This window comes from Candidatus Blochmannia americanus (nom. nud.) (genome assembly GCF_059934915.1).
This window is the reverse complement of the sequence record NZ_CP011792.1, coordinates 493,923-517,986: the sequence shown is the minus strand read 5'-3', so window position 1 is coordinate 517,986 and position 24,064 is coordinate 493,923. Positions and strand designations below refer to the sequence as shown.

Below are 24,064 nucleotides of genomic sequence, written 5' to 3'. Positions count from 1 at the left end.
TATTAAAATAGCTCCTCAGAACCATGTGCTATCGCAATAGCGCGTAAAACGGCGCGCGCTTTATTGCGACTTTCATCAGCTTCTGATTGAGGCATGGAATCTATTACTACACCGGCTCCTGCTTGTACTGTAGCCATTTGATTCGCGACGTAAGCCGATCGAATGATGATACATGTGTCTAGATTCCCGGAGCCAGTTAAATATCCAATAGCTCCTCCATAAGTGTTGCGCCGCGCACCTTCTATTTCGTAAATAAGTTGCATAGCTCTCATTTTCGGAGCGCCAGTTAATGTACCCATATTCATACACGCACGATAGGCATGTAGGGCATCAAGATCATGACGTAATTCTCCTACTACCCTGGATACTAAATGCATAACAAAAGAATATCTATCTACTTTTAATAAATCAGCGACATAACGACTACCTGCTTTGCAGACACGCGCTAAATCATTTCTTGCTAAATCTACTAACATTAGATGTTCTGATAATTCTTTATGATTAAGGCGCATTTCTAGTTCTATGCGGTTATCTGAATCTGTATCTAATGATCCGTCAGCATGGTAAGTTCTAGCTCGTGTACCAGCGATGGGATAGATTTCAATTTGTCGAGTATCTGCATTATATTTTAGAGAACTTTCTGGGGAAGCTCCGAACAGTGTAAATGTTGTGTCTTGCATAAAAAACATGTAGGGGCTAGGATTATTAGTTTTTAATACATGGTATGCTGCTAATGGAGAAGGACATGGCAGTGAAAATCGTCGTGAAGGGACAGCTTGTAAAATTTCTCCTTGGCGTATAGCTCTTTGTATTTTACGTATAATCTGTACGTATTGCTTATCATTTAGATCGCAGTGTAGAGTCATATCGCGTATTTTTTTATAAGGAATAGATTGAGGTGTTTGGTTAAGTTGATTTTTTAATTGATTCATTCTAGTTTTTAATCGATCTTTTTCTAAGGCATTTGGAGTAAACAAAGTGCTTTGTAGCGAAGCAGTATATTTTGGATGGTCAAAAACTAATAATGTTTCAGCTAAATAGAAACAGTAGTCCGGGCATTCATAAGTATTGGTTAACTTCGGAAAATATTCAAAACAAGATATTAAATCATAGGAAAATAAACCCCCCAAAAATATAGCTTTGGGGCTATTTTTAGGGGTTTGTATTATTTTTAATAATGAGCGTAAACCATCAAATATTGAAATTGATCGCAAACGAGTATCTTCATCAATCATTGTCTGTGTTGTAGGAAATATAAATTTAATTTTGTCAAAAGTTTTATCAATTTGTACTGTTACAGGAAACGTATGTTCTAGCACTGGGAGTAAACTTGCACCATTTTTAGTTAAAGCTTGTACAATTACGGTTGTGCCGTAAGCGGTAATACGTAAGGCACTATCAATAATCATCATGCTTTCTATGTTATGTTTTTTATTAATTTCTGCTGATTCCAGTAACAATGTTGAATCACGTTTATTACATAATTGATTAAAAATTGCTGTTGGATTAGAATGATAGCGTACTTGAATATTTAAACATTCTATCTGATTTTTTTGAAATCCCATTATTTTAATTTTTCCTAGTTATTTATTAACTCACAAATCTCATCGATATTTGATGGTTTTATTGGATATTTTCAAGCTATTAAACATTTTAAATAATCGTTTAATTATTAGAAATGGTTAAACGAGAGAATACTCAATTTTATTGAGATGTGATTGTGTATTATTTGTATAGATGTATGAATACCAATGATATTAGTAATACTAGTTTTTTTTTAAAATGTCAAATAGCTCTAATTGTATAGATAGTAAAAAACATTTTTATTTAATAATAACTTATTGTCTATGGTTTTACCTAAAGCATAATTGTTGTGGTAAATATAAAATCATATAATATATATTATTGATTTTTATACTGTTTAATAGTGGTACGTGAAAAGTATTATTACAAAAATCCACTATAATAAAATTATATAAATTTACCTTCATAAAGTTATAAATATATGAAGTAAATATAAAAAATATGTTTATGGTGATGTGATTTATTATCTATGCATCATAAAGTAATAGATTGTTATTATGTTTAGTTGATTTATTAATGAAATTGATAATTTCAGATTACATTATATTAAATATGTTATTAATGTTGTTATTTTAGTTAAAGATGTGTTTAAAGTTAATCAATATTAAATTAATTCTAGAATAGTTTAAAAATGATTAATTAAACATGTAATAAAAATATTTTAATTAATTACTATTATTTTTTATTTTATGTTGGTGTATATGAAAAAATTTTAGATTGTTTAAGTAGTAATCTGAAGTTTTGGATTATGTATTAATTCCTAGATAGATAACTATTTATATAGTTAATTTTTGAACTAGATATATAAAAATAGTTTTTTATACGATTTATGTTATGATAAGAAAGATGAAATGATTTATTTTTTATATTTTATTGTTTGTTTGTACATAAGTTTTTTAAATGACTTGGAAAGTTAATTGTTTTTGGAAGTACAATAATTGTTGCCGTATTTTAAAAATTATTTTTTTAAATATTAAAGATATACTTAAGATATAGTTTATTATTATTAATAATGTGCTTCAATCTTTAATTGATTCTGTAGAGTAGTGATTTATAGAAATTATGAATATTTTTGATTGATTATTTTAAATATTATTAATAGTAGCATATTATAGATATATTTTAAATTTATTTAATTTCAATATAGATTGAATATAGATGCGTGTAATCGTGAACGGTATAATATATTTATTTATATTATATAGAATATGGTTATTAGAATATTGTAATTGTAAAATATTTTTATTAATAATACTGTAATGGTTTGTATTCTGAATACAAATTGTATTTGTATTCAGAATACAATTGAATACAACAAAAAAAATAATTAAGTTCATGATTTTTGTTTACAAGTAAACATTATCGGGGTAGGAAAGTAAATTAAAATTAGATAATAGCAGTTTATTGTATAATATTAAACTATATATATAAAAATTTTGTTTATGACAAGAACTGTAGTATTGAATAGATATGTATATTTCAAATGAATGTATTCTACATATGCATATAGATAATTGAGTGATGAAGTTATGTTCAGTGATGTAGCTTTAATGTGATATCATTTGTAATGGTTGTATTGTATATGTCGATTTAATTATATTTATGCATATAAACATTGTATATCATTAAAATTTAAAAAATGTGAATTAGCATGAATGATACGTTGCATTAAGTGTGTGTAGAATAGCTGTTAATGTATTAAAAGTCTAATTGTCATTATATAAAAATGCGATATTTATCAGTTAGTATTAATTTGTTTGATATATTTTTGCGATACTAAAATATTAGTAAGTATATTATTATAAAGATAATTAGTTATTTAAAAAAAATGTGTTTATAGAATTTTTATAAATTGCGATTATATATTTTTAATAAACGAAAATATTAATAATAATAAATTATTAGGAATTTTTAGAATCGAAATAATATAGTTTTACTGTATATATAAAATATTATTTATATTTTTATATAAATAAATGAAAATGTAACATAGATATTTACAATATATTTTATTAAATAATTAATCATTATTTTTAAACCTTAAAAAAAAGCAGCTAGAAAAGAATTTTTTTATAATAATTGTAAACAATTTCATTGTTTTTATTTAGATAATTGATTTTTGTATTAAAAATAGTAATTTTTAAATTAAATATATTTTAAATCGGGTTTTTAAAATTATCGAAAATTTTAGTATATAGTAGATACGGAGTGAGTTAAATTTATTTTTATGATAATGGGTAATTGATAATTACATATATATAATTATGTATATGATTACAATAATTTTATGTATGTAAAACATCATAAGAAGCAGGATGATCCATATCATATATATATACATATGATTTTTTAGGTTAATGTGGTCAATTGTGCATTAATTAATATATTGTAGTAGAATTGCTTTTTTTGATTAAAAAAAATGAAATCTAATGATATTAATTCTAAATCTTTAATGGGTTTTAAAGATAATAGTCTTTTATTAAGGTTGAAATAAATATATTTTTATAAAAATATATTTATATTTTTAGATTATGTATAGATTTTCAAAAATTAGTATATAGTAAAATATATTAAATTTACAGAGATCAATTATTAATATACATAAAAATTTTTTTCATTGATTTTTGTTAAGTATAGTGTTATTACTAAGATTGTCGAAATTTGTTTGTAAAAATAATAAATAATATGTTTTTTAAATAATTGTAAAACTTGTAAAAAAAATTTTTTTGATGATATTTAATGTATATTAAATGGATTAGGTTATATCTTAAAAAAAATAAAATTGAATATTTAAATAATGAATTATTATTTTTTAATTATTTTTGGCCAAAGTAATGAGATGTTCATTATCGATTTGGATTGATAATTATTATTTTTTTAAAATTTATATAAAAATATTTTATAATTAGCATTTTAATAATATCAGAAATTGTATGCATAGTCTTTTTATGATCAACTATTGATATGATGATAGTCATGTATTTATATGGAAGTTATGTTTATAGTTATTTGGTATTTACCAAAATAATGAATACGTAGGGGTATGTTATACATATATATGTATAACATTTTATTATTTTTGTATACAACAATAATCAAAAAAAAATTTTATATAATAGAATGTGTGTGTAATTTTTTTGGAAAGTTATATATCATATAATTTTTTTTTGTTACAGTTATAAAATAAATGTCCTAATTTAGATGCTTTGGTGTCTAAATATCTAGAGTTTTCCGGGTTTCTCCCTACTATTAACGGTACTCGTTCTGTGATATTAATACACGATTTATTTAAAATTTCTACTTTTTTTGGATTATTAGTTAAAATACGTATTTTTTTTACACATAGTAATTTTAAAATATCCGCACAAATAGTGAAATCTCGTTCATCGGGAGCAAAACCTAAACATTGGTTTGCTTCTACTGTATCAGCTCCGGTATCTTGTAATGCATAAGCACGAATTTTATTTAATAACCCGATGTTACGTCCTTCTTGTCGATGATAAATTAAAATACCGCGTTTTTCTTCTGTGATGCAATGTAATGCTGTTTTTAATTGAAATCCACAATCACAGCGTGAGCTAAATAAAGCATCTCCTGTTAAACATTCAGAATGTATGCGCGTTAATACTGGATCAGATCCAGTGATATTTCCGTATATCAATGCAACATGATTATGTCCAGTGAAATTTTCCTCGAATCCTACTACCAAAAAATTACCCCAAAACGTTGGTAATCTTGCTTCTGCCACACGCCTAAGTCGCATGTTATTGCCTCTCTAAAGATGTTATCAAGAATGTCTCGCTATTTTTACAAAAGAATTGATAGATTCTCGATAATCGTATCGCAGTACGAAATGTGTTATATGCATATGATATTCGCGTTATGGTGTTTGCGGTGTAATCACTTTGTTAATTAATATTAAAGTATTCAATATATATATATATATATATATTATGGTATATAATCATTAAAGTTTATTTCAATCAACATGATATGTATTGCAATGCAATACATATCATGTTGATTGGTGTTTTTATGTTTCGTGAGTTTATTTAAAAACTATATATAAAAGGCGATATTAATTTGATATTTAAAACTCGTACAATACGAGTTTTAAATATCAATATCTTTTATAACTTTTAAAGTTTTAATAGTATAATATACTTAACAGAATTTATGAATATCTATTATAGATTATTGATTGAGGGTAAATTTTTTTTGAAACCTGTAAGAATGATACAGGTAGTTGGTATTGATTTTTTAGTTATAATTAATAATTATTAATGAGAATAAACATTCTGTTTATTTAATTATATTTGATTATAATGAGAAAATAGTATATAGATAGGTAAAGTATTATATGATTTTTAATATTGTTTTGATATAAAACTAGCACAGTAATTGGTAATTATAGCTGATGTCTGTATGAAGGATGGATATTTAGTTGCACCGATTATTTTAATAATTAATTATTAAAATAATCGGGACGTGTTTTATATTTATCTATACTAATTAATATAAAAAGAGCAGTGTTGATTGATTTTTATATTATTTGTTATTAAAATGATTGATTTGTAAAATTTTTTGATTTCAATGTTATGGATTTTATTGCTGTGTTTATTTATTTTTATTTTATAAATTAACATTTATACCTGTAATAATATAAAAGCTGAAAACAATTTCAGTAGAAAAATTAAATGTATATTTTTGTTCGGCACAATAAAATAATAGCAACATTATGTGTTTAATTTTAGATAATTTATTGTTAATTTTGTTTAGAGATGAATAAAAGAAGAACTGCCATATATCAAAATGATATATGGCAGTTTCAAACTGAGTATTACACAATGATTGTGAAAAATTATCATCTATAACTAATAGATATAGATGTACTATACAATATAATACATATATGAATTGGTGCATGTGCGGTGTAGTATAGTATAAAGATGTAGTTATTTCAGTGAGAGATGTATAAAGATATCATATAAATTTAAGAATTAATTTAAAAAGGACTAATAATTTAATTAAACTAAATTGAGGTTAAATATATCAATAATAGAAATAAAGTATTTTTAAAATTTTTTCATGTTAACTGTTTGCACTGATATTTTGATGAATTTTATTATATCAACATAAGTTTTAGTAAATATTTTATAAATTGGGGTGATTCGTCGATAGTGAATCGCGTATGATATATGTATCGTGATGTAATGAGTAAATTTTGATACTTCATGATAATCATCATTTATTGTAAAGTAGAATTTAGATGATTATAATGTGATAATTTATGAGATATTTTAATTGCTATTGGTATGATACGATATCATAATTGTAGATTGCAATATACAATGAAAATTACAATTTGGGATATTACAATAATGGCAGTGGTAATTTTTTATAAACTATAAAAAAATTATTTTTTTAAAATTCACTTATATTTATACTTTATATAAAGTATAGGTGCTGTCATCATTCAATAATGAATAAGATTTATGAAAATATAATAATAACTATTATAGCTGATTTTGAAACGATTGATGTGTAAAGTTGTTTATAATCAACATTATGTTTTGGAGAGATACAAGGATGGCATTGCTTAGTAATAAGCGAATTTTAGTTACCGGCATGATTAATAATCGATCTATAGCTTATGGTGTAGCTCAGGCTCTATATAGAGAAGGCGCCGAATTAGCTTTTACCTACCATACAGATAAATTGAAATTAAGAGTACAAAATTTATCTAAAGATTTTGACTCTGAGATCACATTGCCATGTGATGTATCTGAAGATTCTTGCATAGGTCAATTATTTGTTGAATTGAGAAAAAGGTGGTTAAATTTTGATGGATTTGTTCATGCAATAGCATTTGCTCCTACTGATCAGTTAACAGGTGATTATGTAGATACTGTTACCCGTGAAGGGTTCCAATTATCTCATGTTATTAGTTCTTATAGCTTTGTAGGAATAGCTAAAGCCTGTAGAAATATGCTCAATAATAATGCATCTTTAGTTACATTAACGTATTTAGGTGCTCTGCGTGCTGTGCCTTATTATAATGTAATGGGATTAGCTAAAGCTTCATTGGAAGCTAATACTCGTTATATGGCTAATGCCATGGGGCCAGAAGGGATTCGTGTTAATGCAATTTCTTGTGGCCCTGTTCGTACCTTGGCGTCTTCTGGGATTAAAAATTTTAAAAAAATGTTGTTGCATTATCAAAGACAATCACCGCTGCGTCGTAATATTTCTACTGCAGAAATTGGGAATGTCGCTGCATTTTTATGTTCTGATTTATCATCTGGAATTACCGGAGAGACAATTTATGTTGATGGAGGATTTAATATTACTGCTAATATAGATGATGTATTATGACTAGTATAATGAGTAATATAAGATGTAGTTATTATATTTCGATATTTGAAGCGTTATAAATAATTATGTATTTGCAAAGTGTATTTTAAGGTTGTTTGTGTGGTTTTAAAAAATTCTAAATTATGATGAATATGATTTATTTATAATTACTTCTTGTTGTACAATTAATATTAAGTTTTTAAAACACTATAGTTATATCAACGATATGATTAAATTATGTATTTAGGTTCTGAGGAATAATATTAGAAATATTTAACTCTTTTCATAACTTTATGAATAAACATTGATGATAATAAAATATGCGATACCATATCATACCGGTTACTCCTTTTTATCAAAATTGTTCAATAATTTGGTGTGAAATAACACATGAAGCAATGTTAGTAGATCCTGGAGGAGAAAGTGATAAATTACGATCAACAATAGATAAATTAGGAGTCCAACTAAATAAAATTTTATTAACTCATGGTCATTTTGATCATGTTGGTAGCGCAATGGAATTAAAGCAATATTATAGAATTCCAATAATAGGACCAAATAAAGCCGATCGATCATTGCTAGATAATTTAGCTATTCAATGTAGCATGTTAGGGATAGATATTCCTAGTAGTAGTGCTACTGCAGTTATTCCAGATGTTTGGCTAAACGAGGGGGATACAGTGCAAGTGGGCCATGAAATTTTCAATATATTACATTGCCCAGGGCATTCCCCGGGGCATGTAGTGGGTTGGAATAAAGTGAGAAAATTTATAGTGATGGGGGATGTGTTGTTCAAAAATAGTATTGGTCGAACAGATCTACCGGGAGGAAGCATTACAGCATTAATTCATTCTATTAAGACTAAACTGTTTCCGTTAGGAGATGATGTTCATTTTTTACCTGGTCATGGTAAAATATCAACGATTGGTAATGAGCGTATATATAACATATATGTTATATAATTTGTGATTAATCCATTAGAATCACTGCACTGTATTTGATTAAGATACAGTACGTGTTTTTAGTATTATTTTTTAATTTTCGATGTTAGACTTTTTTATTAAAAGTTAAGTTTATTAAACCTGGAAGGAAGAACAATACAACTTAGATCATATGATCTAAGTTGTATTGTTCTAATAATATTATTTAATGTTTGATTATGTCTCTCTAAAAATTTTGGTTAAATTATATGTGATATTAATCATCTGGTTTTTAGAACTATTCTCGATCTCCTAAAGTTTTAATTATAGCTTTACTTACATATTCGATATTATCATTTGATAATCCAGCTAAATTAATTCTACCAGCGCCTACTAGGTAAACACCAAATTGCTCTCTTAATTTAATTACCTGATTTTCGTTTAATCCCATAAAAGCAAACATGCCGCATTGTTTTTCAATAAAACTGAAATCTGTATTTTTACTATTAGTACGCAAAGTATTTGCAAATAATTTCCTCATATGATTAATATTATCTTTCATATTTCTTAGTTCTGTTTTCCATACAGATCGCAAAATTTTGTTGTTCAATATTAGGGAAACAATAGATGCGCCATGAGCTGGCGGGTTGGAGTAATTACTACGAATAATAACACGTAATTGACTTAATGCTCGTTCCGCATCATCATTATTATTGGTGATTACAGTGCATGCTCCTATCCGTTCGTTGTATAATCCAAAGTTTTTTGAATAAGAATTGCATACTATCAATTCTGAATTTTTTTTGCAGAAAATATATAATCCTTCAAGATCTTCGCTTAACCCCCGAGAAAATCCTTGATAAGCTAGATCAAACAAAGGTAACCATTGTTTTTTTTCTGATAATTCCGATAGAATATTCCATTGTTCAGTATTAGGATCAATGCCAGTAGGATTATGGCAACAACAATGGAATAACACGACATCATTAGGTTTAACGTTTTTTAAACTTGAATATAATTCGTCAAAATTTAGTGAATGGGTTATATTATTATAATAAGGATAAGTATATATTTCTAGTCCTGCAGCTAAAAAAATATTTCTATGATTTATCCAGCTAGGAGCACTAATCCATATTCGTTTAGACTTAGTATTTTGTATTATGAATTCAGCTGCAATACGTAATGCGCCAGTGCCTCCGGGAGCTTGGACGGTTCGCATGTGTTTTTTTGGAATAATGGAATCATCATCTGGCCCAAATAATAAATGCTGGGTAGCAGTATTAAAGGAAGACATACCCTCTATGTTAAGATAATTTTTACTGGTTTCATGTTTTAACAGCCATTCTTCAGCTTGTTTGACGCTGGTTAAGACAGGAGTATTTTTCGTTTTATCGATATATACACCTATTCCGAGATTAATTTTATTTTTTCGTTCATCAGTCTCATAAATTTCTGATAAACCAAGGATGGGATCAGCAGGTGCCATTCTAATAGATTCAAACATAACATACGTCCGTATTGGTTATAATATGCAGAATCTTTTATTTATATCAAAAGTATTATTTTTTGCCAACTATTTATATTAAAATTTTTAATTTAGATATGAATAGATTATTTTTGGTATCGCAATTATATTGATTTTATTTATATACATTTATATTTGCATTAATGTTATTAAAAATTAATATTTTTTGAGACCCTAGGAAAAGGCATTACATCTCTAATATTTTTTATTCCTGTTACATACATCATGAGTCTTTCAAAACCTAATCCAAAACCTGAATGAGGAACTGTCCCATAACGTCTCAGATCACGATACCACCAATAATTTTCTTGTGTTAGATTATTTTCTTGTAATCTTTGATCTAATTTTGACAGTCTTTCTTCTCGCTGTGAACCTCCAATTATTTCACCAATTCCAGGTACTAAAATATCCATAGATGCTACAGTGTGATTATCATCGTTTAAACGCATGTAAAAAGCTTTGATGTGTTTTGGATAATTTTTTATTATTACAGGGGATTTAAAATATTCTTCTGATAAGTATTTTTCATGTTCAGAAAACAAATCTGTTCCCCAATGTATTGGGTTATTGAATTTTTTATTGCATATTTTTAATAATTTTATCGCTTCGGTATATTCAATATGATTAAATTTAATGTTAGAGAAGTTTTCTAGGCGAATGAGAATATTTTTGTTTGTTGTTTTATTAACAAAATATTTTATATCATCAGAACGCTCCTTAAGGAGCGTTCTGATGATATTTTTCAGTAAAGATTCTGCTAAATCAATAATATTATCTAAAGTCATAAATGCTGCTTCTGGTTCAATCATCCAGAATTCAGCTAAATGACGACTAGTATTAGAATATTCTGCTCTAAAAGTTGGACCAAAAGTATACACTTTTGACAACGCGCAAGCATAAGCTTCTGCGTTTAATTGACCAGATACTGTTAAAAAAGCTTTTTTCCCAAAAAAATCATGGGCATCATTATGATGAAGATGGTTCAATTTTGCTTTTGGGTTATCTAAAATATGTTGATTTTCTGAAGTAGACACATGAAACATTTTGCTGCTTCCTTCAGTATCATATGCGGTAATTATAGGAGTAGGGATCCATATAAATCCTTGCTTGTGCATAAAACTATGAATAGCTTGTGATAACGTATGTCTAATACGAGCAACAGCGCCAATTATATTAGTGCGTGGTCGCAAATGAGAAACTTCACGAAGATATTCCATGGTGTGTTTTTTAGCAGGTATCGGGTAAGTGCTAGGATCTTCTATCCATCCTAATATTTTAATATTTTTTGCGATTACCTCAACGTTTTGTTTCATGCCGATAGATTTGGTTACTATTCCTACAATTACAACTGAACAACCACTAGTTAAGCGTAATATTTCGTTTTTATAATTATGTAAATTATTACATGCAATTATTTGTAACGGAGCTATACAAGACCCATCATATAGATCAAGGAAGGAAATTTTAGCTTTAGAATCGCGTCGGGTGCGAATCCACCCTTGTACGATAATTTCAGTATTCTTTGATACACAACCACATAATATATCCGCTACTGATACTACATCCATATTATAGCCCCCTAATTTTTTAAACCCATAATATTCTATTTTGGTGATATTTTAAATGTAAACATGATATATTAACGATTGTATTCGAATGAATATAGTTATACGATGCACAATTTATAATTTTATTTATTTGAATATATCTGTAATTCAGATTTAGATGGTTATTACAATTAGAATGCAATATTTAATCATAAAATATGATATGTATATAATTTAAAAGTTGGCAGTTAACACGAAAAAATATTTGATCTAATTATTTTAGAATACCGTAGTATTTTTAAATAATCCAACTTTTAAATCAGCCGCAGTGTAAATTATTTTTCCATCGCATAGAACTTCTCCGTCAGCCATACCCATGGTTAGCTTTCTGTTAATAATTCTCCTAAAATGAATAAAATAAGTAACTTTTTTAGATGTTGGTAAAATTTGACCAGTAAATTTAACTTCTTTTACTCCTAAAGCGCGTCCTTTTCCTTTTCCTCCGATCCAACCCAGGTAAAATCCTACCAGTTGCCACATAGCATCTAATCCTAAACATCCTGGCATAACCGGGTCTTTTATAAAATGACAATTAAAAAACCACATATCTGATCGGATATCTAATTCTGCTTCTATGAATCCTTTATTATAATTTCCCCCATTTTTAGTCATTTTTATTACTCGGTCTATCATAAGCATATTAGGAGCTGGAAGTGTAGGTCCGTTTTTTCCAAACAGTTCACCTCTACTAGAAGCTAATAGATCTTCTTTTGTATAACATTCACGTCTATTGAGCATAACGTATCTCATCCTATGATTATATTGGCTTATGTTAATATGATAAATTTAATGACTATTAAATGCGATCATATTTTATATATGTACATGATGTAAAATGATTGTTGCGTTATATACGTAGTTATTTTATTAGATGAAAAAGTTTTTTACTTTAACAAAAAAGTTGAGTTATTATTTTTTTTAATGTAACTTAAATTGTATATAAATATTTATGTATTATTTTGTTGTGTTTGTTTTATTATGAAAATATCATTATTTATTGTATAAATGTCAATTTGTTTAAATATGCGTGATTGTGTTTGATTGTATTATTTATCTGTATAACAAATTTTATTTGTGGTATTAAACATACTTTGACAGTATAATAATTTTATAAATATATATGTTTATATAAAATATATTTATGTAAAAATAATTAATGTATTACGTGCAAAAAATAATGTTTATAAAAAAATAGCTTTATATCCAGTATTATTTATGAGCGTAGGTAACATCAAATGATGTTGATCAACATTGTATTTGTATGATACATAGCGCAATGTAGAACTGAGCCATTAAGTAATATATTTGCAGCATGAGCCAGGTCAGTATATTATAGAGTTAAGCATATTTGATCGTATATAAATAAGTATTATAGATGATTATCGTCGTATATTTATTAGGTGTGCTATCAAATAAACAGACGTTCCTAAAAATTCTGAAGGTTGTTGAATAAGTGGTTATATTTTTTTAAAAAAATATAACCACTTATAAGTGGTGAGTATAGCCCACAAAATGATATGGACTATTATATATAATAATATTTTCTGTATAAGTTTTGTGATATGAATATTAGTTTCTTAATTTTGGTGTTTGGAGTTGTAAACGAATGGATTCGGAAAGTTCATCTAAAGTGGTTTGTTCTGGATGGGTTAGAATATTTTCATATCCTAATTGTACTTCTGCTAAATAAGTATGCATGGGTTTTCCTTCCTCATCTTCCATCACAACATGATACCATGGGGATTTTCGTAGAGCGTCGTTTTTTGTAATTTCATCTAATGTAGGTTTTGCAAGAGAATATTCTGGATCTATATCTATTATCACTCCTAAGTATCCCAATAGTTTATGTCGTACTTGTTGTCCTATTCCAAATTTGCTGGCTATCATAAAAACTCCTAAGAAATATTATTTACTGAAAATAATAAAGTAAGTATGGGATAAGATGATAAAATCAAGGGTAAATTATTATTAAGTATATTTGATATAAAAAATATTATTTTTTTAATGTAAATACGTTTAAAAGGTTTTAATTTAAATATTAAAAATGTTTAGTAAAATAATTTATTATAAGTTTAAAAATTGTTTTTGCTATATTATAAACATCTAATGGGTTTAGGAAGGCCAGAAATTTTTGCGATTTTTTGAGCAACAGATCCTTTTGGAAATAATCGAGCAAGATATTGACTATTTCCTTTTTCTTTTCCATGTTTCAGTGCTATAGCATTAATTAATATTCTAATTTTTGGTAGTGCATTAAATTCCATATAAAATTTTCGTACAAAATATATGATTTCCCAATGTATTTTATTCAGAGTAATACCTTCTAATTTAGCGATATTAACTGCAATTTCTTCATTCCAATCGTTAATATGAATTAAATACCCTTGCGCATCAATATTAACGTTTATTTGATTGTATGTCATGATTTGATCCTTAATGTTTTATGGTTTTATCATAATAATGATTATTATTATTTGATAACAATGTATAGAGAATACAAGTAATGTCTACGTTTAAGTAATTATGTATATCAAGTATAAGCATCTGTTCTCTAGATAATGGTAAATTTATGTAAAAGTTTATTATTGAATATGTTTTGTACCCTCTGTATGATAAGTATATGCTATACTTATCATACAGAGGGTACAAAACTAAATACAGCTTTTATCTATAGGATTATTTTTGCATTTCATGGAAAATTAAGTATGAGATGAACAATTTTTAATGTTAGTTTTTGATGTATATATAATTATATACGTTTTGTATATATTAAAATGAAAAAATTAATTTTGTTATTTGAAATGTTTTGGAGGAGTGGCCGAGTGGTTGAAGGCGCCGGTCTTGAAAATCGGTAATGAAAAACATTCTAGAGTTCGAATCTCTACTCCTCCGAAATTTTTTGATCATCAATTATAATGATTAAGTATGATGAACGCTTTTTGTGTATTGGTTAAGTATAATGAGACGTATAATAAAACTGATATTTTTATCGTTTTTTTTCGAATTGTACATAAGAATATATTTTTTAAATTGGGCATGTGATAGTAACTAATGCATAGTTAATTTTATTTTATACCATTTTCAAAAATATGTATGAAGAGGTATTATATATAATATACGAATATTATATCAGTTATTTGATAGAGATAAGTTTATTTTAAAATTTTAAAAGATTTAACTAAGATTGAACTATTAAAAATTTTTAGTAATTAATGAAGTGTTAATTGATTGGGTCGTGTAGGATTTGAACCTACAACCAATTGATTAAGAGTCAACTGCTCTGCCATATTGAGCTAACGACCCAATTACGTTTTTAAGAAATATTAACATATTAGTATTAAAACTGCATTTTTGACTATTTATTGTTTATTACTACAATAATTTATATACATATGAATTATTGATTCGGTTATAAAGGCAATTTAATTTATATATGTATATGTTTATAATAGCTTATTTCAGATATTATATTTATGTCGATAATTATTATAATTTAACAGTTTTATTTTATTTCTGTTACAACATAATTATCAAAATAATTGATAGTTATGTATGCTGTAAATATTTATAACATAAAATGTACAATAATGTAGTGAGTTTAAATAACTTAAATACATCATAGTCTTATGTTATAAGAACATTAATTGTAAATTAAATGAGTAATTAATCTAATATCTGATCCTGAACTTATGATATTTCATAGGTGTACTATTATAGCTGTGTTAGATTAATTTTTTGTTATTATGGATCTTATTAATATACCAACATATCTTACCTTATTTCGTGTTATAATGGTACCATTTTTTATAGTGGTGTTTTATCTACCTATAAATTGGGCGCCAATGGTGTGTACTGTGATATTTTTTATGGCGGCTATTACAGATTGGTTCGATGGATTTTTAGCGCGTCGTTGGAAACAAACTACTAGTTTTGGTAAATTTTTAGATCCGGTAGCGGATAAAGTGATGATAGTTGCTGCTCTTATTTTAATAGCTGATCATTTTCATGTGTGGTGGATCACATTACCAGCGTCTAGCATGATTGTTCGTGAAGTGATTATATTAGCGTTACGTGAATGGATAGCTAAAATTGGTAGTCGCAATAGCATCGGGGTGTCTTGGGTTAGTAAGATTAAAACATTTGTACAAATGTTATCGTTAACCGCATTGTTATGGAGCCCTGATGAATGGATAATAATGGTAGGTGTTATTGCATTATATATCTCGGTTTTACTAACGTTTTGGTCTATGTGTCTTTATTTATATACTGTGCGTTATGATCTGTTTAATTATTGATTTTATATAATTATAACATTTATCAACACGCAATTAGATGCGTGCATCTGTGTACATACATGCAAATCTGTTAAATAATAAATATATAACAGAACTGTATGTTCATATATAGGTGTTATGTGATGGTTAATGCGTAAGTGTGTATCCCACATTAATAAACGTGTTGAGTTAAGATAAAAATTACAATTTTTAAAAGTAATAAATTATCTTCGTTTAATGATGGTAATATTGGCTCTGATACTTATCAGATAATGGAAAGCTATATTTCATTTTTAAAAAATAAAGAAATAGTTTGGGTTACTTTAGATCTATTATGTTAAAAATCTTGATATTGTTAAGTTAGTCAATGATAATTGAAATTATCATTATAGGATATATAATTAAAAATGTAGTTATGTTGATTTAGTTGTGTATTAAATATTATATATTTGGTTGATATTGTTTATGAGGCGCGTTGGCAGAGTGGTTATGCAGCGGATTGCAAATCCGTATAGCTCGGTTCAATTCCGAGACGCGTCTTGTAGTATTATATGAACAGCCCGGGTGGTGGAATTGGTAGACACAAGGGACTTAAAATCCCTCGGCTTTGGCTGTACGAGTTCAAATCTCGTCCCGGGTAGTTTGAAATAGTTTGATAAAATTTTTGAGATATTATTAATAATCACTGTTTTTATTTAAAAAAAATGACCGGGTGTTCGTTGTAAGTGTGTTGGTGAGTTTCAATATCTATCTAATGCAGTATAGATGTTAAGGTAATAGTTGTTTACTTTTAATTTTTTAATGCGTTATGTGTAATGTTGATTGGTATACCAGAACGATCTTGTAATGCTTTATTAATTATTTGATGATCTATATCACAATCGTCTTTTAATATAGATTGTACTTGTTCTTTCAGATGTGCTATTACTGATGCGTCTGATTGGATTTCTTCTGTGCTACAAGATAATGGATTATGGATTTCTAAATATCGCATTCCATTTGTTTCAACAGTAGTTTTTATAGGTTCATTTATAAATTGCACTCTAGTACCGACGGGGACAGTATGAAAAAGATATTCAATATCCTGAGGGCGTAATCTGATACAACCACGAGTTATTCTAAGACCGATGCCAAAGTTACAATTAGTTCCATGGATCGCATAATTTTTTTCTAAGTATAAAGCATACAGTCCCATCGGATTATTAGGTCCTGCTGGAAATATTGTGGGAAGGAATTTTCCTTGTTTAAGGTATTCATCACGCATACTTTTGGTAGGGATCCAAATGGGGTTTTTTTTTATGTTTTATTGAAGTGACCCAATGAGATGGTGTTGCATTTTTAACTGTTCCGATAGCTATTGGTAATACAATGACGGTATTGTTTTTTTTAGGATAATAATATAATCGCATTTCAGCAGTGTTAATTACAATACCTGAATGAATTGTATTTGGTAGAATTAATTGATGTGGAATTAAAAGTCTTTTTTCTGAATTTGGAAGATATACATCAATATCGGGATTAGCCTCTAACATATTGCTAATTCCAACTTTAAATTTTTCAGAAAAATATTCAAGAGAGTGTGTATTATTTACAGGTGTGACTATCTCTATGTTTTCTCCTATTAATCTATTATTGTTATTAGGTAATGTATAAATAGTAGCAAAAGAAAAATAATGATATGAACCTACAACAATACACATTATATTATAAATATATATTTTTATATTCATAGTGTTTTCATTATTTAAAAAATTTTTGTTTTTATTATTTTTTATATGTGGTTAGTAGCATTTTAAAAGGTATTTAAAACATTTTCAGAATGTTTAATTTTCACTTATAACAAATCAATATAATCTAATTGTTATATTTTAAGAGTATAACAACGTTACGATAACATAAAATAATTTATTTTGACTAATTTTAAAATAATTTTTAGATTGGTATAGGAGATTTTTAAAAACAATATGTTATTTCAATATGTAGTTTATAATATATATCTGTATTATTTTTGTTTTTCTCGATACGATTGCATGTTATGAAATCTTTGTGATATCACTATCTATTTATTTTTGTAAGTTTATTATGCATATATAATTGTAAAATGAGATAAATGAATTATATAATAAATTTTAGTTATATGTCTTTTTAATGCTGATTGATGTTGAAGACCAGTAATTTTTTTTATCTAATTGTCTTATATAGATGGTTTTGTTTGTTTTGGATTAATATAAAGAAGATTCTCCGGGAGGACGGGTTTTAAATCGACGATGTAACCACATATATTGATCAGGAGCTAGTAGGATTACTTGTTCGATCACTTTATTGATATGTTTTATCATATCGATATTTGTTTCTAATGGTATTTCATCTTGTTTGTTTGGTAAAATTAGTAACTCATATCCAAGAACATTGGGTAACCTGCGTGCTACAAAAGGAACAATCGCAGGGTTAGCGATTTTTGTGAGTATGTAGGTGCCTATGGTGCTTGCTGCGTTCGATACTGCGAATAAAGGAACAAATACACTGTTCTTGTACCCATAATCATGATCTGGTGCGTACCAGACAATTTCACCTTGTTGTAAAGCTTTAATCATTCCTTTGATATTAGCACGATTTAACATTGTTTTGTTAGATCTCAGTCGCCCCTTAGTTTGTAACCAGTCTAATAATGGATTGTTGTTAGGACGATAGACGCCAATACCTGGATTTAGCATCCCTAAAATTCGAGCACCTAATTCTAAAGTAAAAAAATGCATTCCAATCAGCAATATGCCTTTATTCTTTTTTTGTGCTTGGGTTATATTTTTTAATCCATTAATTGTAAACCACCGTTTAATTCTATGTTCTGACCAAAACCAAGCCATGCCAGTTTCAAATATTCCCATACCTATTGATTCACAATTTTTGTTGAACAAATCTTGTTGTTCTTGATTTGGTAAATTAGGGAAACAGAGTTCTAAATTTCTGCGAATAATACGCATTCGGTTTAGCATAAAATATTTTGCAGCGCGACCGATTCTAATGCCAAGATAGTGTATGATGGGATAAGGAAGTAAAACTAAAATATACAATACCCCTATACCTAACCAGATTAACCAAAATCGTGGATATAAAAAAGAGTAATTAAACACTGGAAGTTTCTTCATGTGTAATTTATATTATATAAAATGATATATAAAAGTGTATCAACGTATATTTACATTTACAGATAAATTGCAACCACTACAGTATTTTAGGAACCTATTTTCATAATATTGTATATATATACATTAAGTGTACCACATTTTGAGTCATTTATATAATTTTTCAGTTAATAAAACATCAAAATAGAGCATAGGTCCATTTATATACAAAACGCATTTGTGAAGATTATATTGTTTTAGGGACAACAAAACTTAATCATAAATATGTATTATAAGTTTATTTTATTAAAGATCAAAGAACTGATTTTTTGTTTTCAATTATATACGGATGCGTGAAAGTCGCCTATATGTGATGAATGTTGAAAGTGATTTCAGACGTTATATTACATGTACCTAATAAATATTATTATATTTTCTTTAGGGTAATTTTTGCCGCTGTTGTTGCGATCGGTATTTAGAACTTATACGAAAATGAGAAGAAAATCGGATTAAATGGTGTATGAGTTATGTACGATCACTATTGGTATCTTCTGAACATATACTGTTGTTATGTTTAATAGCATTATTATCAAAACGTGGATAATTTGCAATAGCATTGCTAATGTTTTTGGAAATATGTATACAATTTTATTGCTAATAATTAGAGCCGTTAATATTTTTAAAATTATTAATAACATTAGAGCCCACTTCAGTAAGGACGGTAGTTTGTTTTTCAAAAAAGTGATAATCTGATTTATTATGCGCTCTATAAGGATTGATATTCATAGGTATTACTGATTCTTTATTTGATTTTGCATACAAGGTGTGCTTAGATAAGTAAGTGTTAGACCATATCCAAGATTTTGAGTAACGTGTTTTGTGGGGATACTTGAATTTAGCATTGTATTGATGTCTTTTTTATATCTTTGTTGTTGCATAGATTTTTTTTTGTTCTTTTTTCAAAAGACTGTGTATGGTTCGTATTATAGGGATTAAATGTAGATTTGTCAGCATTTTTAATAAATTTTGATAAAGACGTAGTTTTATTATTATCTCTATTAAAAAAACCTGTTTCAATCTTAGGATTATTTAAATTAGTTGTATTGTGTATGTTATGGATATGATTGTTAATATCGTCACCGTTATGTTTTGAACAAAAATTTTGATATGACTTGAAATTATGACTCTCTCGTTGAGACAATTTGTGCTGGTGTACAATTTTGGCATGTATCCAGGTAATGTATATGTTGGTTATTTTTAACAATTTTTGTTTGAAGTGTTTATAATGGTTAATGTAAAAATTAAGAATTTTAAACCAATAGTTTGTGATGTTATCAAGCCATGAAATTTTTATCTTTGATTGATATTTAAATTTGCGATTTAAGTGATATAAAACGTTAGCGAGGGTATGTATTAAATCTGATAAGATGGTTGTTGTTGATTGTAGTTGTTCTGAAGTATTAGTGTAATTTGAATAAGTTATTTCTCCTGATGATTGAATTGTTTCTCGGTTTTGATTTGTTGCTAATAAGTAGCTTGGTTTATTGTTGGTTTCTCCTTTGCGTATACGGCGTACTTTGTAATTTGGAGTTTTCATTTGTTCATACGGCACTATGATAGTACGTACTCCTTTTTGTCGTTGTTCTATATCGCTAATAGCTTTGCGCTTTTCGTTAAGCAAATATGAAGCGATAGCTACTGGAACAATAGCATGCACTTCATGAGTATTATCTTTTAATGCTTCTTCTTCAATTAAACGTAAAATAGATAAAGAAAGAGATTCATTGTCACGAATACTTCCTGTGCCATTACAGCGCGGACAAATATGATGACTTAATTCTCCTAGAGATGTACTGAGTCGTTGTCTAGATAATTCTAATAAACCAAATTTAGAAATATGGCCCATCTGAATACGAGCGCGATCTTGATACACTGCTGTTTTTAAGTTATTTTCAATTTCGCGTTGATTCCGAATTGGAGTCATATCTATAAAATCTATAACAATTAATCCACCTACATCACGAAGACGTAATTGGCGCGCTATTTCATCAGTTGCTTCTAAATTGGTATTAAAAGCTGTATCTTCAATGTCCAATCCTTTAGTAGAGCGTGCAGAATTAATATCGATTGCTGTTAGAGCTTCGGTAGTGTCGATAATAATGGATCCTCCAGATGGTAATCGTACTTCTCTCTGAAATGCGGACTCTATTTGAGATTCTATCTGATAGTGGCTAAATAAAGGAACATCTCCATTGTATGGTTTAATTTTTTTAGCAAAATCTGGACGACCTAAAGAAGTTATATGTTCTTTGGCTAAATTTAAAATTTTGGGATTATCAATCAGAATCTCTCCTATATCTGGTCGTAAATAATCGCGAAATGCACGTACAATAACATTGCTGTCTTGATGAATTAAAAAAGGAGCGAGTTGTTTTTCTGCAGTATTTTTGATAGATTGCCAATGTTGTAGACGAGAAGTGAGATCCCATTCTAATGCTTCGATGGATTTTCCTACGCCAGCAGTACGGACGATTAAGCTCATTCCTGCAGGTAATTCTAAGGTAGATAGAATTTCTTTTAATTCTATACGATCGTTGCCCTCGATGCGTCTTGAGATACCGCCAGCTTTTGGATTATTTGGCATAAGTACCAAGTAGCTACCTGCTAAACTGATAAAAGTAGTTAATGCGGCGCCTTTGTTTCCTCTTTCTTCTTTATCTATTTGTACAATTAGTTCTTGTCCTTCACATAAAATTTCCTTAATATTAAATTTATTATAACAAGATGATGATGCAAGAAAATATTCATGTGAAATTTCTCTTATAGGAAGAAACCCGTGTCGTTCAACTCCATAATCTACGAATACCGCTTCTAAACTGGGTTCAATTCGGATAATTTTGCCTTTATAAATATTTGACTTTTTTTGTTCATGACCTATTGTTTCAATATCTAGATCATATAATCGTTGCCCATCTACTAATGCTACTCGTAATTCTTCTAGTTGAGTAGCGTTAATTAACATTCTTTTCATTATAATTTTTACTCAGCATTTAACATATTGAAATGTAGATATTTTTGATTTAGATATCTAATTATTTTCAGTATTTTTGTAATTTGACATTTAATAGATTTGCATTTACAGCCTAAATATATAATTATTTTTTTATTTAGAAGGTCCCTGGAATTGTTAATAACTACGTATTGATATACTAATAATATTAGTTATCGATGGACTATTGTATTACATAACATTATCTTGAATGATTTTTATCATTTTTTATTTGTAGAATATATTGGCTATAAATAAAACTTTGTTGTAATTATATAAATTAATAATTATATATACTTTATATCGGATAAAACATAATAATTTATATAAATATATGAGTATGAAATTACATGTTTTCAATTTAAAATTGCTAGTTTTAAATAGAAAACATCAAACATACCAATTGTATAGCATTAATCATTTGGTTTAGTTGAATTTGCTAAAATTATGACCTTTTTATTATCTTTGTTATTATATTAAAACAATTATGTAATTACTATGGTTTCTTATGAAAGAACATGATATTCATATACATTTTATTAAGATTTCTGAAAATTCTTCCGGTCAAAGGATTGACAATTTTTTATATACTTATTTAAAAGTTGCGCCTAAATCTATGATTTATAGAATTATACGCACTGGTGCCATACGTGTTAATAAAAAAAGGATTAAATTTCAATATAAATTGAAAATAGGAGATGTGTTAAGAATTCCTCCAGTAAGAGGAATAAAAATAAATAGATTGAATACGAAATATATGGAAGAAATTACATTTTTACAGAATATCATAATCTATGAAGATGATTATTTATTAGCGCTGAATAAACCAACTGGTATTGCTGTACATGGAGGAAGTGGTATTAAATTTGGTGTTATTGAGGGATTACGGGCGCTGCGTCCTAACGCACAGTTTCTAGAATTAGTTCATCGTTTAGATCGGGAAACTTCTGGTGTATTGTTAGTGGCTAAAAAACGTACTGCTTTAGTGTATTTACATGAACAGTTACGCCTACAAAATATAAAAAAAGAATATTTAGCTTTGGTGCATGGCAGATGGGATGAAACTGTACAAATAGTATCTGAACCATTGTGCAAAAAAAATATTTTATTTAATGATAACAGGGTTGTTTACATAGATTCGGAAAAGGGAAAATTTTCTAAGACTTATTTTCGAATTAAAGAACATTTTGCTAGTGTAGCAACTTTACTGATAATTAAGCCGATCACTGGACGTACACATCAGATCAGAGCGCATACTCAACACGTCGGTCATCCTATTGTGGGGGATAATATATATGGAGATTATAAATCTAATACTCGATTTCAACAATTTGGATGTAATAGATTATTTTTACACGCTTCTATGTTACGTGTGATACATCCAAACACAAAAAAAATTTTCTATATATATGCACCATTAGACCAATCATTTCGCAATTGCTTATTTTTTTTAAGAGATTTAATTATCAACAGTTATGTTTTTCATTAAAAAATGTAAGAAAATATAGATAATATAAAATCATAAAAATTATAATAATTAATATTATGTTGAAAATATGATATATTTAGTTTTATTTTCAAAATAATTTTGGTGTTTTTTATTGTTTTATTAAAAATGAATGCTATTTC

14 protein-coding genes, 4 tRNA genes and 1 pseudogene are annotated in these 24,064 nt (G+C 27.5%); 7 read left to right on the top strand and 12 right to left on the bottom strand.

All coding sequences use genetic code 11. From position 1 onward, the window contains the following. Window positions 1-2: 2 nt before the first annotated feature. Together Bamer462_RS02200 and ribA are read right to left on the bottom strand one after the other, a co-directional pair. A complete protein-coding gene (locus Bamer462_RS02200) occupies window positions 3-1,565 on the bottom strand; it encodes an anthranilate synthase component 1 (RefSeq protein ID WP_500837494.1) in 1,563 nt (520 codons plus the stop codon). Between the two features lie 3,164 nt (window positions 1,566-4,729). Further along, window positions 4,730-5,347: a GTP cyclohydrolase II gene (gene ribA / locus Bamer462_RS02195; RefSeq protein ID WP_500837493.1), complete on the bottom strand. Its 618-nt coding sequence runs from the start codon at window positions 5,345-5,347 to the stop codon at window positions 4,730-4,732. 1,826 nt (window positions 5,348-7,173) lie between these two features. On the opposite strand from ribA, the gene Bamer462_RS02190 reads away from it, so the two are divergent. Together Bamer462_RS02190 and Bamer462_RS02185 are read left to right on the top strand one after the other, a co-directional pair. Beyond that, window positions 7,174-7,959, top strand: a complete 786-nt coding sequence (locus tag Bamer462_RS02190) for an enoyl-ACP reductase FabI (RefSeq protein WP_500837492.1) — start codon at window positions 7,174-7,176, stop codon at window positions 7,957-7,959. A 299-nt stretch (window positions 7,960-8,258) separates the two neighbouring features. After that, entirely contained in the window at window positions 8,259-8,900 is a 642-nt protein-coding gene (locus Bamer462_RS02185; protein WP_500837491.1) for an MBL fold metallo-hydrolase, read from the top strand. Window positions 8,901-9,156: 256 nt separating this feature from the next. Here the strand turns inward: Bamer462_RS02185 and Bamer462_RS02180 are convergent, their stop codons facing one another. From Bamer462_RS02180 to Bamer462_RS02160, 5 genes are all read right to left on the bottom strand, one after another. After that, the gene (locus tag Bamer462_RS02180; RefSeq protein WP_500837490.1) at window positions 9,157-10,362 is read right to left on the bottom strand and encodes an amino acid aminotransferase; all 1,206 of its coding nucleotides are present in this window, start codon (window positions 10,360-10,362) and stop codon (window positions 9,157-9,159) included. Window positions 10,363-10,532: 170 nt separating this feature from the next. Continuing rightward, complete coding sequence (asnS, locus tag Bamer462_RS02175; protein ID WP_500837489.1) at window positions 10,533-11,951, bottom strand: asparagine--tRNA ligase; 1,419 nt, start codon at window positions 11,949-11,951, stop codon at window positions 10,533-10,535. Window positions 11,952-12,209: 258 nt separating this feature from the next. Next, window positions 12,210-12,728 carry a bifunctional 3-hydroxydecanoyl-ACP dehydratase/trans-2-decenoyl-ACP isomerase gene (gene fabA, locus Bamer462_RS02170; protein ID WP_500837488.1) on the bottom strand — a complete coding sequence of 173 codons (519 nt, stop codon included), beginning with the start codon at window positions 12,726-12,728 and terminating at the stop codon, window positions 12,210-12,212. A gap of 831 nt (window positions 12,729-13,559) precedes the next feature. Further along, on the bottom strand, window positions 13,560-13,877 hold the full coding sequence (hspQ, locus tag Bamer462_RS02165) for a heat shock protein HspQ (protein WP_500837487.1): 318 nt from the start codon (window positions 13,875-13,877) through the stop codon (window positions 13,560-13,562). A gap of 206 nt (window positions 13,878-14,083) precedes the next feature. Further along, window positions 14,084-14,413, bottom strand: coding sequence for a TusE/DsrC/DsvC family sulfur relay protein (locus Bamer462_RS02160; RefSeq protein WP_500837486.1), 330 nt, complete (start codon window positions 14,411-14,413; stop codon window positions 14,084-14,086). A 385-nt stretch (window positions 14,414-14,798) separates the two neighbouring features. On the opposite strand from Bamer462_RS02160, the gene Bamer462_RS02155 reads away from it, so the two are divergent. After that, window positions 14,799-14,882: transfer RNA gene (locus Bamer462_RS02155), tRNA-Ser, on the top strand. Window positions 14,883-15,219: 337 nt separating this feature from the next. Here the strand turns inward: Bamer462_RS02155 and Bamer462_RS02150 are convergent. Continuing rightward, window positions 15,220-15,293, bottom strand: a tRNA-Lys gene (locus Bamer462_RS02150). A gap of 440 nt (window positions 15,294-15,733) precedes the next feature. On the opposite strand from Bamer462_RS02150, the gene pgsA reads away from it, so the two are divergent. The 3 genes from pgsA to Bamer462_RS02135 all read left to right on the top strand — a co-directional run bounded on the left by pgsA (window position 15,734) and on the right by Bamer462_RS02135 (window position 16,904). After that, on the top strand, window positions 15,734-16,285 hold the full coding sequence (gene pgsA / locus Bamer462_RS02145) for a CDP-diacylglycerol--glycerol-3-phosphate 3-phosphatidyltransferase (protein WP_500837485.1): 552 nt from the start codon (window positions 15,734-15,736) through the stop codon (window positions 16,283-16,285). A 448-nt stretch (window positions 16,286-16,733) separates the two neighbouring features. After that, window positions 16,734-16,804, top strand: a tRNA-Cys gene (locus tag Bamer462_RS02140). Window positions 16,805-16,822: 18 nt separating this feature from the next. Continuing rightward, window positions 16,823-16,904: transfer RNA gene (locus tag Bamer462_RS02135), tRNA-Leu, on the top strand. Window positions 16,905-17,054: 150 nt separating this feature from the next. On the opposite strand, the pseudogene Bamer462_RS02130 reads toward Bamer462_RS02135, so the two are convergent. The 4 genes and pseudogenes from Bamer462_RS02130 to rne all read right to left on the bottom strand — a co-directional run bounded on the left by Bamer462_RS02130 (window position 17,055) and on the right by rne (window position 22,417). Beyond that, window positions 17,055-17,994: pseudogene (locus Bamer462_RS02130) on the bottom strand (L,D-transpeptidase family protein). Between the two features lie 492 nt (window positions 17,995-18,486). Continuing rightward, the gene (gene lpxL, locus Bamer462_RS02125; RefSeq protein ID WP_500837484.1) at window positions 18,487-19,410 is read right to left on the bottom strand and encodes an LpxL/LpxP family Kdo(2)-lipid IV(A) lauroyl/palmitoleoyl acyltransferase; all 924 of its coding nucleotides are present in this window, start codon (window positions 19,408-19,410) and stop codon (window positions 18,487-18,489) included. 630 nt (window positions 19,411-20,040) lie between these two features. Next, on the bottom strand, window positions 20,041-20,172 hold the full coding sequence (locus tag Bamer462_RS02120; protein WP_500837483.1) for a hypothetical protein: 132 nt from the start codon (window positions 20,170-20,172) through the stop codon (window positions 20,041-20,043). 109 nt (window positions 20,173-20,281) lie between these two features. Further along, window positions 20,282-22,417 carry a ribonuclease E gene (rne, locus tag Bamer462_RS02115; protein ID WP_500837482.1) on the bottom strand — a complete coding sequence of 712 codons (2,136 nt, stop codon included), beginning with the start codon at window positions 22,415-22,417 and terminating at the stop codon, window positions 20,282-20,284. Window positions 22,418-22,943: 526 nt separating this feature from the next. Between rne and rluC the strand changes: the two genes are divergently transcribed. Continuing rightward, entirely contained in the window at window positions 22,944-23,924 is a 981-nt protein-coding gene (rluC, locus tag Bamer462_RS02110) for a 23S rRNA pseudouridine(955/2504/2580) synthase RluC (protein WP_500837481.1), read from the top strand. Window positions 23,925-24,064: the final 140 nt, after the last annotated feature.

What these genes read in the sequence shown, in the direction of transcription:
- Bamer462_RS02200 (WP_500837494.1), bottom strand. Translation starts at nt 1,565, where the DNA reads ATGGGATTTCAAAAAAATCAGATAGAATGTTTAAATATTCAAGTACGC.
- ribA (WP_500837493.1), bottom strand. Translation starts at nt 5,347, where the DNA reads ATGCGACTTAGGCGTGTGGCAGAAGCAAGATTACCAACGTTTTGGGGT.
- Bamer462_RS02190 (WP_500837492.1), top strand. Translation starts at nt 7,174, where the DNA reads ATGGCATTGCTTAGTAATAAGCGAATTTTAGTTACCGGCATGATTAAT.
- Bamer462_RS02185 (WP_500837491.1), top strand. Translation starts at nt 8,259, where the DNA reads ATGCGATACCATATCATACCGGTTACTCCTTTTTATCAAAATTGTTCA.
- Bamer462_RS02180 (WP_500837490.1), bottom strand. Translation starts at nt 10,362, where the DNA reads ATGTTTGAATCTATTAGAATGGCACCTGCTGATCCCATCCTTGGTTTA.
- asnS (WP_500837489.1), bottom strand. Translation starts at nt 11,951, where the DNA reads ATGGATGTAGTATCAGTAGCGGATATATTATGTGGTTGTGTATCAAAG.
- fabA (WP_500837488.1), bottom strand. Translation starts at nt 12,728, where the DNA reads ATGCTCAATAGACGTGAATGTTATACAAAAGAAGATCTATTAGCTTCT.
- hspQ (WP_500837487.1), bottom strand. Translation starts at nt 13,877, where the DNA reads ATGATAGCCAGCAAATTTGGAATAGGACAACAAGTACGACATAAACTA.
- Bamer462_RS02160 (WP_500837486.1), bottom strand. Translation starts at nt 14,413, where the DNA reads ATGACATACAATCAAATAAACGTTAATATTGATGCGCAAGGGTATTTA.
- pgsA (WP_500837485.1), top strand. Translation starts at nt 15,734, where the DNA reads ATGGATCTTATTAATATACCAACATATCTTACCTTATTTCGTGTTATA.
- lpxL (WP_500837484.1), bottom strand. Translation starts at nt 19,410, where the DNA reads ATGAAGAAACTTCCAGTGTTTAATTACTCTTTTTTATATCCACGATTT.
- Bamer462_RS02120 (WP_500837483.1), bottom strand. Translation starts at nt 20,172, where the DNA reads ATGAATATCAATCCTTATAGAGCGCATAATAAATCAGATTATCACTTT.
- rne (WP_500837482.1), bottom strand. Translation starts at nt 22,417, where the DNA reads ATGAAAAGAATGTTAATTAACGCTACTCAACTAGAAGAATTACGAGTA.
- rluC (WP_500837481.1), top strand. Translation starts at nt 22,944, where the DNA reads ATGAAAGAACATGATATTCATATACATTTTATTAAGATTTCTGAAAAT.